This is a genomic window from Streptomyces sp. NPDC044063 (assembly GCF_056434285.1).
The window spans coordinates 304904-315836 of record NZ_JBWKFM010000005.1; the positions used below are offsets into that span (position 1 = coordinate 304904).

Annotated in this window: 11 protein-coding genes; 7 read left to right on the top strand and 4 right to left on the bottom strand. The window is 71.1% G+C overall.

Going from position 1 to position 10933, the window contains the following annotated elements; all coding sequences use genetic code 11:
* Positions 1–22 precede the first annotated feature (22 nt).
* The 4 genes from AC07BS_RS09705 to AC07BS_RS09720 all read left to right on the top strand — a co-directional run bounded on the left by AC07BS_RS09705 (position 23) and on the right by AC07BS_RS09720 (position 4209).
* Positions 23–964 (top strand): hypothetical protein, encoded by a 942-nt coding sequence (locus tag AC07BS_RS09705; protein ID WP_478931252.1) that lies wholly within the window; start codon positions 23–25, stop codon positions 962–964.
* Positions 965–1042: 78 nt separating this feature from the next.
* Complete coding sequence (locus AC07BS_RS09710) at positions 1043–2110, top strand: hypothetical protein (protein ID WP_478931254.1); 1068 nt, start codon at positions 1043–1045, stop codon at positions 2108–2110.
* Between the two features lie 158 nt (positions 2111–2268).
* The gene (locus AC07BS_RS09715) at positions 2269–3219 is read left to right on the top strand and encodes a hypothetical protein (RefSeq protein WP_478931256.1); all 951 of its coding nucleotides are present in this window, start codon (positions 2269–2271) and stop codon (positions 3217–3219) included.
* 39 nt (positions 3220–3258) lie between these two features.
* Positions 3259–4209: a hypothetical protein gene (locus tag AC07BS_RS09720; RefSeq protein WP_478931258.1), complete on the top strand. Its 951-nt coding sequence runs from the start codon at positions 3259–3261 to the stop codon at positions 4207–4209.
* A gap of 78 nt (positions 4210–4287) precedes the next feature.
* Here AC07BS_RS09720 and AC07BS_RS09725 read toward each other — a convergent pair whose 3' ends face one another.
* Positions 4288–4842 carry a hypothetical protein gene (locus AC07BS_RS09725; RefSeq protein ID WP_478931260.1) on the bottom strand — a complete coding sequence of 185 codons (555 nt, stop codon included), beginning with the start codon at positions 4840–4842 and terminating at the stop codon, positions 4288–4290.
* A 134-nt stretch (positions 4843–4976) separates the two neighbouring features.
* Here AC07BS_RS09725 and AC07BS_RS09730 point away from each other — a divergent pair, with 134 nt between their 5' ends.
* The 3 genes from AC07BS_RS09730 to AC07BS_RS09740 are packed head-to-tail and all read left to right on the top strand — an operon-like array spanning position 4977 to position 7492.
* Positions 4977–5567 carry a hypothetical protein gene (locus tag AC07BS_RS09730; protein ID WP_478931262.1) on the top strand — a complete coding sequence of 197 codons (591 nt, stop codon included), beginning with the start codon at positions 4977–4979 and terminating at the stop codon, positions 5565–5567.
* A 46-nt stretch (positions 5568–5613) separates the two neighbouring features.
* Positions 5614–6549 carry a S41 family peptidase gene (locus AC07BS_RS09735; RefSeq protein ID WP_478641613.1) on the top strand — a complete coding sequence of 312 codons (936 nt, stop codon included), beginning with the start codon at positions 5614–5616 and terminating at the stop codon, positions 6547–6549.
* A 52-nt stretch (positions 6550–6601) separates the two neighbouring features.
* A complete protein-coding gene (locus AC07BS_RS09740; RefSeq protein ID WP_478641615.1) occupies positions 6602–7492 on the top strand; it encodes a hypothetical protein in 891 nt (296 codons plus the stop codon).
* Between the two features lie 74 nt (positions 7493–7566).
* Here AC07BS_RS09740 and clpX read toward each other — a convergent pair whose 3' ends face one another.
* The 3 genes from clpX to AC07BS_RS09755 form a co-directional block, all read right to left on the bottom strand.
* Entirely contained in the window at positions 7567–8853 is a 1287-nt protein-coding gene (gene clpX / locus AC07BS_RS09745) for an ATP-dependent Clp protease ATP-binding subunit ClpX (RefSeq protein WP_086566545.1), read from the bottom strand.
* A 278-nt stretch (positions 8854–9131) separates the two neighbouring features.
* The gene (locus AC07BS_RS09750) at positions 9132–9806 is read right to left on the bottom strand and encodes an ATP-dependent Clp protease proteolytic subunit (RefSeq protein ID WP_478641617.1); all 675 of its coding nucleotides are present in this window, start codon (positions 9804–9806) and stop codon (positions 9132–9134) included.
* A gap of 89 nt (positions 9807–9895) precedes the next feature.
* On the bottom strand, positions 9896–10501 hold the full coding sequence (locus AC07BS_RS09755; protein ID WP_478642122.1) for an ATP-dependent Clp protease proteolytic subunit: 606 nt from the start codon (positions 10499–10501) through the stop codon (positions 9896–9898).
* Positions 10502–10933: the final 432 nt, after the last annotated feature.

Genomic DNA, 10933 nt, shown 5'->3' on the forward strand with positions numbered 1-10933 from the left:
CCGCCGAGACGCAGAGGCAACGATGAGCCACCAGCAGCCGGGCCCGTACGGCGGCGGCGTACCGCCCCAGCAGCCGCAGCAGCAGCCCGCCGGCTACGGCTACCCGGCGCCGCAGCCCGGCGCGTACGGACAGCAGGGGGCGTACGGCCATCCGGGGGCGTACCCCGGAGTGGGTCAGGCGCCGTACGGAGGCGCCCAGCCGGGCGCGTACCCCGGGGCGTACCCGGGCGCGGCGTACCCCGGCGGCTACCCGGCGCCGTACCCGCCGCCGGTGCCGCCGAACGGCTCGGGCAAGGGCAAGGCCATCGGCATCGCGCTCGGCGCGGTGATCGTCGTCGGTGCCGTCGTCATCGGCGGCTTCCTCTTCGCCGGCGGCGGCAGCGGCAGCTCGGTGCCCGACGACGGGAAGCGCTTCAAGCTGACGACGCCCGACACGGTCGTCCGCGACTACCGGAGGGACCCGGAGGCGAAGCTTCCGGAGTTCAACGCGGCCGCCAAGGACGACCTCCGCGGCATGGGCGTGGCCGACGCGGAGACCGTCACGGCCGCGTACCAGACCCCCGGCGCGAAGCTCACGGGCCGGCAGATGCGGATGATGGGCGCCTGGGGGCGCATCAAGAAGCCCGAGTCCGTGGTGGACAGCATGTTCAAGGGCATGCGCCTGGCCAACAGCCGCAAGAGCGGCTCGCTGGAACTCATCGGCAGCCCGCGGACGGTGAGCCCGGCCGGCTTCGACGACGGCGTGATGAAGTGCCAGGAGGTCCGTGCGACGGGCGAGACGATGCCCGACGGCCGGCACCCCACGATGCAGCTGTGCGTATGGGCCGACCACAGCACCACCGCGGCGGTGTTCAGCGTCGACATGGCGGCCTCCCTGTCCGGCAAGGAGGTCCCGCTGGAGGAGGCGGGCACGCTCACCGCGAAGCTCCGCGACGACGCGCGGGTGGAGATCCCGAAGAAGTAGCGCGACGCGCCATCGGCGAGGATGGCGCGAAACCGTTCCGCCGCGAGGTGCGCGGCGGGAAGAGACGTGAAGGCGACGATGACCGACCAGCAGCCGAACCCGTACGGCGGTGGCATACCGCCCCAGCAGCCGCCGCAGCAGCCGCCGCTGCCGCCCCAGCAGCAGCCCCAGCCCCCGTCCGCGCCCCAGGGCCCGCCGCAGCCGCCGCAGGGTCAGCCGCAGCAGCCCAACCCGTACGGCCAGCCGGGCGGCCAGCCGGGCGCGTTCGGGCAGCCGGCCGGTTTCGGTCAGCCGAACCCGTACGGCCAGCAGCCCAACCCGTACGCCCAGCAGCCGGGCATGCCGGGTATGCCGGGTATGCCGGGCGGCCCGGGCCCGTACCCGCCGCCGATGCCCCCGCAGGGCGGCGGCAAGGGCAAGGCCATCGGCATCGCGGTGGGCGCGCTCGTCCTGGTCGGCGCGATCGTGGGCGGCGGCTTCGTCCTCCTCGGCAGCAACGACGGCAAGAGCGACAAGGGCACGGACGCCAAGGCGAGCGGCACCCCGTCGACGAGCGCGAGCAGCGGCACCCCGTCCCCGGCCCCGTCCGCCGGCGGCAAGCGCTACAAGATCACCACGCCGGACACGGTCCTCGGCGAGTACAAGTACGACGCGAGCGGCAGCAACGACGGCTTCGCCGGCAAGGACAAGAGCCAGCTCGCCATCGTCGGCATCAAGGACGCGCAGAGCATCGCGGGCGCGTGGAAGACCGATGGCGCCGCCCTCACCCGCAAGGCGCTGCGGCTGAGCGGCCTGTGGGGCCGGGTGGACAACCCCGAGTCCACGGTCGACAGCATGTTCCTGAGCGTCTCCCTGGCGTCCAAGGACGACAGCAAGACCAAGCTGGAGGGCAAGCCGGAGAAGGTCACCCCGGCCGGCCTCGACGACGACGGCGCCGTGATGAAGTGCCAGAAGACGGAGATCAAGGACGCCACGGCGCCCAAGGCCGTCAAGATGCCGCTGTGCATCTGGGCCGACCACAGCACGGTCGGCAGCGTCTTCGTGGTCGACGCGGCGAAGGTGCTCAACGACGAGGAGATCCCCCTCGACGCCGCGGCGGACATCACGGCCAAACTCCGCAAGGAGACGCGCACCGAGATCCCGTGACGGTCGGTCCCGGGCCGGGGGCGGCCGGTACGGGACTGTTCCGAAACCGTTGCGCACCCGAGGTAAGGCCGGGATAAGCCATCGGCAAGGATGTTGACCACCTGTCGTGCGAGTCCCCACCACTGTCGCGCGCCGCATCCCCACCCGAAGAGGACACGATGAGCTACCCCCAGCAGCCGGGCCCCTACGGCCAGCCTCCGCAGCAGCCGGCCCCGTACGGCCAGCCCGGCGCCCCCGGTTACGGCTACCCGCAGCAGCCCCCGGCGCCCCAGGCGCCGTACGGTGCCCCGCCGCAGCAGCCGCACCCGGGCGGCTGGGGCCAGCCGCAGCCCCCGGGCCCGTACGGCCAGCAGCCGGGCATGCCGGGCGTCCCGGGCCAGTACCCGCCGCCGATGCCCCCGCAGGGCGGCGGCAAGGGCAAGGCCATCGGCATCGCGGTGGGCGCGCTCGTGGTGGTGGGCGCGCTCGTGGGCGGCGCGGTGTTCCTCCTGGGCAGTGGCGGGAGCGACGGCGATGTGAAGCCGTACACGATGGTGATGCCGGAGAAGCTCCTCGACGGGCAGTACACCAAGAGCACTGCCCCCGGTGCCGACGCGTCCAAGGACTCCGAGGACATCACCAACGACAAGACCGCCAAGGAGATGGGCATCTCCAACGGTACGGGCGTCAAGGGCACGTACAGCAACGCCCAGAAGCAGGTCCTCGGGGTGATCGGCGCGTACGGCGAGCTCTCCGACCCGCGCAAGACGGTCGACGCCATGATCGCCAAGATGGACGAGGGCGCGAAGAAGAACGAGTCCCAGTTCAAGGCCCAGGTCGAAACGGTCACCCCGTGGACCGAGTTCACCCCGAGCGGCTTCGACGGCGCGGTCATGAAGTGCGAGACCAAGAAGTCCACCGTCGCCATGGGCACCATGAACAGCTCCGCGGAGGTCAGCGTCTGCGTCTGGGGTGACAAGAGCGCGGTGGGCATGGTCCGGCACGCGGTCACGAAGACCACGGGCGGGTTCACCGGCGGCGTCGGTTCCGCCACCGGCAACGCCATGTCCGCCAAGGACCTCTCCGAGGCCGCGGCCAAGGTCCGCAGCGAGGTCCGCAAGGAGAAGTAGGCCGCGGGACCGCAAGCGAACGACGACACGGGGGACCACATGAGTCACAACCAGCCGGGCCCGTACGGCCCGCCGCCGGCCGTACCGCCGATACCGCCGCAGCCGAACCCGTACGCCCAGCCGGGTGGCGGTGCCTGGGGCCCGCCGCAGCAGGCGGGCCCGTACTACGGCCCGCCGCCGGTGCCGCCGATGCCGCCGCAGGGCGGTGGCGGCAAGGGCAAGGCCATCGCCCTCGCCGCCGCGGCGGTGGTCGTGGTGGGCGCCATCATCGGCGGAGTGCTGCTCCTGAACTCCGGTGACGAGGGCGGCAACGGCGGTGGCGGCAGCGGCAACAGCGCCGGCAAGGGCGACAAGGGAAGCGGAACCGGAACCGGAAGCGGCGCCGAGAACGGGAACGGCGGCGGCACCGGTACCGGCACCGGCGGCGGCCCGGTGAAGCCGTACACGATCGTGCTCCCGGAGAAGCTCCTCGACGGCCGCTACACCAAGCAGACCCTCACGGGCGGCTCCGAGAAGCCCGAGGACCTCTCCAACGACTCCAAGGCCAAGGCGATGGGCATCGTCAACGGCAACGGCGTCAAGAGCTCGTACGGCAACGACCAGAAGCAGAAGCTGCGCGTGATCGGCATCTACGGCGAGATCGCGGACCCCGCCAAGGCGGTGGACGGGATGCTGGCGGAGATGACCGAGAGCCAGCGGAAGAGCTCCGAGAAGTACGGCGTGACGATCGAGGTCGTCAACCCGGCCACGGTGTACCGCCCGACGGGCTTCGACGGCGCGGTGATGAAGTGCCTGACCCAGAAGCTCTCGAAGTCCACCAGCTCCAGCGAGGTCAGCACCTGCGTCTGGGGCGACGGCAGCGCGGTGGGCGTCGTCGAGCACCAGATCACCAAGGGCGGCAGCCTCGCCTCGACCGGCGACGTGATGCAGCCGAAGGACCTCGCCCAGACGACCGTCCAGGTCCGCAACGAGGTCCGCAAGGAGAAGTGACCGGCGCGCACGGCCGCCGTCCCGCCACCGCCCACCGGCGGCGGGACGGCGGCCGTCGTCGTTCGCGCACCGCGGTTCTCAGACCGTGTCGCGCCAGCGCGGAGCTTCGTCGTCCGGTTCGTCGGGGCTGGGGAAGTGGAAGGGGACGCCGAAGCTCCGGGCCAGGGCGGTGCCGGTGGTGGTGGCCTCCACCGCCTGGGGCCAGGGCACGCCGTCGATGTCCGGTGCGCGGCGGATCAGCGTGAGGTCGACCTCGGCCCGGGGGTCGTCGAGGACGGCGGCCAGGACCACGAACCAGCCGCCCGAATCCCCGTCCCAGAGCGCCTCCACCGCGACCAGGCGCCCAGGGAGGCCGGCGATCCGGCCGGCCAGCGTCTCCACGTCGCGGGGCGGTTCGGGCCGCCGGACGACGCGGTCGCCCAGGGCCTCGTACCGGGCCGCCACCATCAGCTCGCACACGTGGAGGCCCGGACGCGGCTCCTCCTCTTCGCGGAGCTCCTCCCACACCGCCCGGACCGCGTCCAGGGTCTCCTTGACCGCCCCGATCCGGCTGTCGCGCAGCACGAGCCCGTCCACCCGTTCACGCGCCCGCTCCGGCAGCAGGTCCCACCACCACATGTCCATGGCGGCCATGAGAGCAGACGCCGGACTTCCCCCGTCCGGCGGACCCTCACCGGTGCGGGTCGTCCCGTCGGCGGATGGGCGTGAGCGGCCCGCCGAGCAGGATCGGTGGTGTCCGCAGGCCGACCCGCAGAACGGGAACCACCATGAGAAGACGCGCACTTCGCTCCGCGATCCTCCTCGCCGCCCTCGCCGCCGTGGCGGCCGGCACGGGGATCGCTCCGGCCGCGTACGCGCAGCCGCCCACGCCGGTCACCGCCTCCCTCACGGGCTCGGGGCGCATGGCCTTCCCGGAGGCCGGCAACGACATCAGGGTGACCGTGGACGCGCACAGTACGTACGAGTCGGCGGGGCACTCGCTGCCGGCCCGATCGGCGGGCACCTTCCGCGTCCATCACAGGATCGATCAGCCCGGCGGCCGGGAACCGCTCGTCTTCTGGGGCGACTTCGAGGTCGACTGCCTGACGGCAGCGGGCCGCAACGCGACCGTGACCGGAACCCTCGTCCGCACGAGCCCCGGCCACCCCTGGCTGACGGAACTGGCCCCGAACTTCCGCATGGGCGTGAGCTTCCACGTCGCCGGCAAGCACGACGGCCCGAGCCGGATCGGCCTGTCCGGCGGCACGAAGAAAGGCGAGCCGCTCCTGACGAAGTGCATGGCCCCGGCCCCCGACGCCAAGGTGACCAGCGGTGGTTATGTCCTCAAGGGCAAGGACTCCCGCGGTCCCGTGCGCTAGAAAACACCTTCCTGGCACCCGGCCCCCGCCACTACGATCCGCGGTCATGCCGACAAAAGATCTTGCCGACTCCCACGACGCCTCCGCCCCGGCGGCCGTCATCGACAGCGCCCTGCGCCGCATAGCCGCCGGCTACGTCTTCCCCGAGCGCGTCGGGCCCATCGAGACCGCGCTCCGCGCGCGCCTCGCCGCCGGCGCATACGACGGGCTCGCCGGGCCCGCGCTCTGCGAGACCGTCACCGCCGATCTGCAACAGGCCTGCCCCGACCGGCACCTGCGCCTCCTCTGGCAGGACGAGCCGCAGTCCCTGGAGCCCACCGACGAGGACGCCGGGAAGACGGCGTTCCTCGCGCTCATGCGCCGTGAGAACCAGGGCGTCCGGCGCTTCGAGTTCCTCGACGGCGGGGTCGGGTACCTCGACGTCCGGCGCGTCGCGTACCCCTCCGAGGGGGCGGAGGTGATCGGCGCGGCGATGCGGCTGGCGGCGGGCAGCCGCGCGCTCGTCCTCGACCTGCGCGAGTGCCGGGGCGGCGCGCCCGAGGGGGCGGCGATGTGGTGCAGCTACTTCTTCGCCGACGACCAGGTGCACCTGAACGACATCTACGACCGCGGCTCCGACTCCACCCGCCAGTACTGGACCGCGTCCCACCTGCCCGCGCCCCGCTACCTCGACCGGCCGCTGTACGTGCTCACCAGCGCCACCACCTTCTCGGCCGGCGAGGACATCGCGTACACCCTGCGGTCCCAGGGCCGTGCCGTCCTCGTCGGCGAGACGACCCGCGGCGGCGCCCACCCGACGGCCCGCCACCCCGTCACCGAACACATCACGGTCACCGTCCCCACCGCCCGCTCCATCAACCCCGTCACCGGCACCAACTGGGAGGGCGTCGGCGTCGTCCCGGACGTCCCGGTCCCCGCCGACGAAGCACTCAACGTGGCACATAGCGAGGCTCTGCGACAGATCGGACACTCGAACGAGTGAACGCCTCCTGATCGCAAGGACAGTTCTCCGTGAGCAGTCCTACCGTCGGGCCATGGTCACTTCACACCACGAGGCGGCTCACCGGATCTTCCAGGACCGTCCGGAGCTGCTCGCGCCCGTCTTCCGGATCCTGGGCGTCCCGTTACCTGCGAAGGCAACCGTCGAGGTGCTCACGGCGGACGTCACCGAGATCCGGCCGCTGGAGCGACGCGTGGACAGTGTGCTGCGCATCGAGCCGCCGGACGGCAGCGGCGGCTTCGTCCTTGCCATCAAGGCCCAAGGGCGCCGCGACCCGGACAAGACGGTCAGCTGGGCCTACTACCTGTCATACCTGAAGGCCAAGTACAGGTGCCCGGCGCTGCTCCTCGTGGTCTGCCAGGACAAGGCGACCGCCGACTGGGCTGCCGGGCCCTTCCGCCTCGGGCCCGAGGGATGGACCGCCCTGTCCGTGCACCCCTTGGTCCTCGGGCCCGGGAACGTGCCCGTGATCACCGATCCCCACCGTGCCGCCCGGCATCTGGCGCTGGCGACGTTTTCCGCCATGACGCATGGGCGCGACCGAGAAGCTCCGGCCATACTGGAGGCACTGGCCCGTGCCCTGGACACGGCCGACCCGGAGTCCGTCGTCTACTACTCGGAATTGCTGGAAATCGGCCTGGGGAACTCCCCGGCGAGAGACATCTGGAGGAACCTCATGCCGCGTACGTACTTCCCCGGCCGTGGCACCCTCATCGAGCAGACGTGGCAGGAGGGCGAGGCCAAGGGACGACTGGAGCAGGGTGCGCTGTCGGTACTGCGCGTCCTGGAGAGCCGGGGCATCCCCGTCTCACCCGCAGTCCGTGAGCGCATCATGACCTGCACCTACATGGACACCCTGGGGTATTGGCTGGAGGCGGCCGTCACCGTCTCCACCGCCGAAGAGATCTTCGTCCACGGAGGCTGAGGCCTCGCAAGGAACGCCCGAGGGGGCGCCCGGCAGATGCCGGGCGCCCCCTCCGTTCGTCAGTCCGCGAGCGCTTACGCGCTCTTCTCGTGCCGCTCCCCCGGCTCGTTGCCGCGCGTGCGCGGAACGAGGGTCGGGTTGACGTTCGACTGCACCACGTCCGCCGTGATGACGACCCGGGCGACGTCCTTGCGCGACGGCACCTCGTACATCACCGACATCAGGACCTCTTCCATGATGGCGCGCAGGCCGCGCGCGCCCGTGCCGCGCAGGATGGCCTGGTCGGCGATGGCTTCGAGGGCCGGGCGGTCGAAGTCCAGCTCGACGCCGTCGAGTTCGAAGAGTCGCTGGTACTGCTTCACCAGCGCGTTGCGCGGCTCGACCAGGATCTGGAGCAGGGCCTCGCGGTCGAGGTTGTGGACGCTGGTGATGACCGGGAGGCGGCCGATGAATTCGGGGATCATGCCGAACTTCACCAGGTCCTCCGGCATGACCTCCTGGAACTGGTCGCTGGCCTCGATCTCCCGCTTGGAGCGGATGGTGGCGCCGAAGCCGATACCCTTCGCGCCCGCCCGGGATTCGATGATCTTCTCCAGGCCGGAGAAGGCGCCGCCCACGATGAACAGGACGTTCGTCGTGTCGATCTGGATGAACTCCTGGTGCGGGTGCTTGCGGCCGCCCTGCGGCGGGACGGAGGCCGTGGTGCCCTCGAGGATCTTGAGCAGGGCCTGCTGGACGCCCTCGCCGGACACGTCCCGTGTGATCGACGGATTTTCGCTCTTTCGGGCGACCTTGTCGATCTCATCGATGTAGATGATGCCGGTCTCGGCCTTCTTGACGTCGTAGTCGGCGGCCTGGATCAGCTTCAGCAGGATGTTCTCGACGTCCTCGCCGACGTAGCCGGCCTCCGTCAGGGCCGTGGCGTCGGCGATGGCGAAGGGGACGTTCAGCATGCGGGCCAGCGTCTGCGCGAGCAGCGTCTTGCCGGAGCCCGTGGGGCCGAGCAGCAGGATGTTGGACTTGGCGAGCTCGATGCCGTCGTCGCGGTTGTGGCCGCCGTTCTCGCCGGCCTGGACCCGCTTGTAGTGGTTGTAGACGGCCACGGACAGCGCCTTCTTGGCCGCCTCCTGGCCCACCACGTAGCCCTCGAGGAACTCGTAGATCTCCCGGGGCTTGGGGAGCTCCTCCCAGCGCACCTCGGAGGTCTCCGCGAGCTCCTCCTCGATGATCTCGTTGCAGAGGTCGATGCACTCGTCGCAGATGTACACACCAGGACCCGCGATGAGCTTCTTCACCTGCTTCTGGCTCTTGCCGCAGAACGAGCACTTGAGCAGGTCGCCGCCGTCACCGATGCGTGCCACGAGGTGCTTCCCCTTCGCCTGGGATCCGCCTTGCTCTGCGAACCCGGGTGCTTGCCTATCGACGGTACCTTGCCGGGCCCCCCGCGCGGGCCCCCCTTGCCCCTACTCGGCCAAGGGAGAACCCGTCATCGGCGGCACGGTGGCCGGGACCGGACCCGCCCGCCCGGACGAGGCGGCCGGGAGCGGTCGGACCGAATGCGACCGTTGGGACCGACCGGACCGGCCGGGGCCGGTCCTCCCGGTCGGCCCGGACCGGTGCCGGACCGGTGCCGGACCGGTCAGAGCGTCACGGACGACTTGCGCGTCGAGACGATCTGGTCGACGAGACCGTACGCCAGCGCGTCCTCGGCGGTGAGGATCTTGTCGCGCTCGATGTCGTCGCGGATCTTCTCGATCGGCTGGGTGGAGTGCTTGGCCAGCATCTCCTCCAGCTGCGTCCGCATGCGCATGATCTCCTGCGCGGCGATCTCCAGGTCGGAGAGCTGCTCCCGGCCCGTCTGGCTGGAGGGCTGGTGGATGAGCACGCGGGCGTTCGGCAGGGCCATGCGCTTGCCGGGCGTACCGGCGGCCAGCAGGATCGCGGCGGCGGAGGCGGCCTGGCCCATGCAGACGGTCTGGATGTCCGGCTTCACGAACTGCATCGTGTCGTAGATGGCCGTCAGGGCGGTGAAGGAGCCGCCCGGGCTGTTGATGTAGATCGAGATGTCGCGGTCGGGGTCCATCGACTCCAGGCACAGCAGCTGCGCCATGACGTCGTTGGCCGAGGCGTCGTCGATCTGGACGCCGAGGAAGATCACGCGCTCCTCGAACAGCTTCGCGTACGGGTCGTACTCGCGCACGCCCTGCGAGGTGCGCTCGACGAAGCGCGGGACCACGTAGCGCGCCTCGGCCGGCTGGCCGGTAAACGCTGCCTGGGGGCCGGTGTAGAGGCCGCTGGGGGACGAGATGTTCATGCGGGTGTTCACCATCCTGGTGGCGGTCTGTGGGCTGGGGTACGGCTGATCGGCGGTACGGCCGGGCGCGGGGCCCGGACGGGTGGGGCTCAGGCCCCGGTGCCGCCGCCGCCCGGAACGCCGGAGGCGTGCGTGATGATCTCGTCGATGATCCCGTACTCCTTGGCCTCCTCGGCGGTGAACCAGCGGTCGCGGTCACCGTCGCGGATGATCGTCTCCACGGTCTGGCCGGTGTGGTGGGCCGTGATCTCGGCCATGCGCTTCTTGGTGCGCAGCAGCTGCTCGGCCTGGATCTTGATGTCCGAGGCGGTACCGCCGAGGCCCGCGGAGCCCTGGTGCATGAGGATGTCGGTGTTGGGCAGCGCGAAGCGCTTGCCCGGGGTGCCGCCGGTCAGCAGGAACTGGCCCATGGAGGCGGCGAGACCCATGCCGATGGTCACCACGTCGTTCGGGATGTACTGCATGGTGTCGTAGACCGCCATGCCGGCCGTCACCGAGCCACCGGGGCTGTTGATGTAGAGGAAGATGTCCCTGGTCGGGTCCGCGGCCAGGAGGAGCATCTGCGCGGTGATCTTGTTGGCGATGTCGTCGTCGACCTGCTGACCCAGGAAGATGATCCGCTCCCCGAGCAGCCGGTTGTAGACCTGGTCGCCGAGGCCACCACCGATGGCGATCTCACCGGCGGCGGAAGGCATCAGATTCGTCACGTATCCACCTGCTCGTCTCTGACGGCAACGGGCCGTCTCCGCGTCTTCTCTGGGGACCGGGGGGTGGCGTGGCCGGTACGGCGCCGGCGCGCTGCCATGTCTCCCCTGCCCTCGTATCTACGGACCCTAACGCGCTGGTCGGCAGGCGCCATCCCGCATCAGGAACTGTTCGCTCTGAGCGCAGGTTCGGGGGGCCTCCGGGGCGCTGGGAGCCCTTCCTGGGGGCCCGAAGCCGCCTCCAGGGTCCGAAGCCGCCTCCAGGGCCCGAAGCCCCTCCCGTGGCCCGGACGACGACCACCACCCCCGCGGAGGCCCGTACAGCACGACGGGCCCGGGGGGGGGGGGGGGCCCCGGGGGGGGGGGGGGGGGGGGGGGGGTGGGGGTGGGGGGGGGGGGGAGAGGGAAAGGAGGAAGGAGAGA

What these genes read in the sequence shown, in the direction of transcription:
- AC07BS_RS09715 (WP_478931256.1), top strand. Translation starts at nt 2,269, where the DNA reads ATGAGCTACCCCCAGCAGCCGGGCCCCTACGGCCAGCCTCCGCAGCAG.
- AC07BS_RS09730 (WP_478931262.1), top strand. Translation starts at nt 4,977, where the DNA reads ATGAGAAGACGCGCACTTCGCTCCGCGATCCTCCTCGCCGCCCTCGCC.
- AC07BS_RS09720 (WP_478931258.1), top strand. Translation starts at nt 3,259, where the DNA reads ATGAGTCACAACCAGCCGGGCCCGTACGGCCCGCCGCCGGCCGTACCG.
- AC07BS_RS09755 (WP_478642122.1), bottom strand. Translation starts at nt 10,501, where the DNA reads ATGCCTTCCGCCGCCGGTGAGATCGCCATCGGTGGTGGCCTCGGCGAC.
- AC07BS_RS09735 (WP_478641613.1), top strand. Translation starts at nt 5,614, where the DNA reads ATGCCGACAAAAGATCTTGCCGACTCCCACGACGCCTCCGCCCCGGCG.
- AC07BS_RS09710 (WP_478931254.1), top strand. Translation starts at nt 1,043, where the DNA reads ATGACCGACCAGCAGCCGAACCCGTACGGCGGTGGCATACCGCCCCAG.
- AC07BS_RS09740 (WP_478641615.1), top strand. Translation starts at nt 6,602, where the DNA reads ATGGTCACTTCACACCACGAGGCGGCTCACCGGATCTTCCAGGACCGT.
- AC07BS_RS09725 (WP_478931260.1), bottom strand. Translation starts at nt 4,842, where the DNA reads ATGGCCGCCATGGACATGTGGTGGTGGGACCTGCTGCCGGAGCGGGCG.
- AC07BS_RS09750 (WP_478641617.1), bottom strand. Translation starts at nt 9,806, where the DNA reads ATGAACATCTCGTCCCCCAGCGGCCTCTACACCGGCCCCCAGGCAGCG.
- AC07BS_RS09705 (WP_478931252.1), top strand. Translation starts at nt 23, where the DNA reads ATGAGCCACCAGCAGCCGGGCCCGTACGGCGGCGGCGTACCGCCCCAG.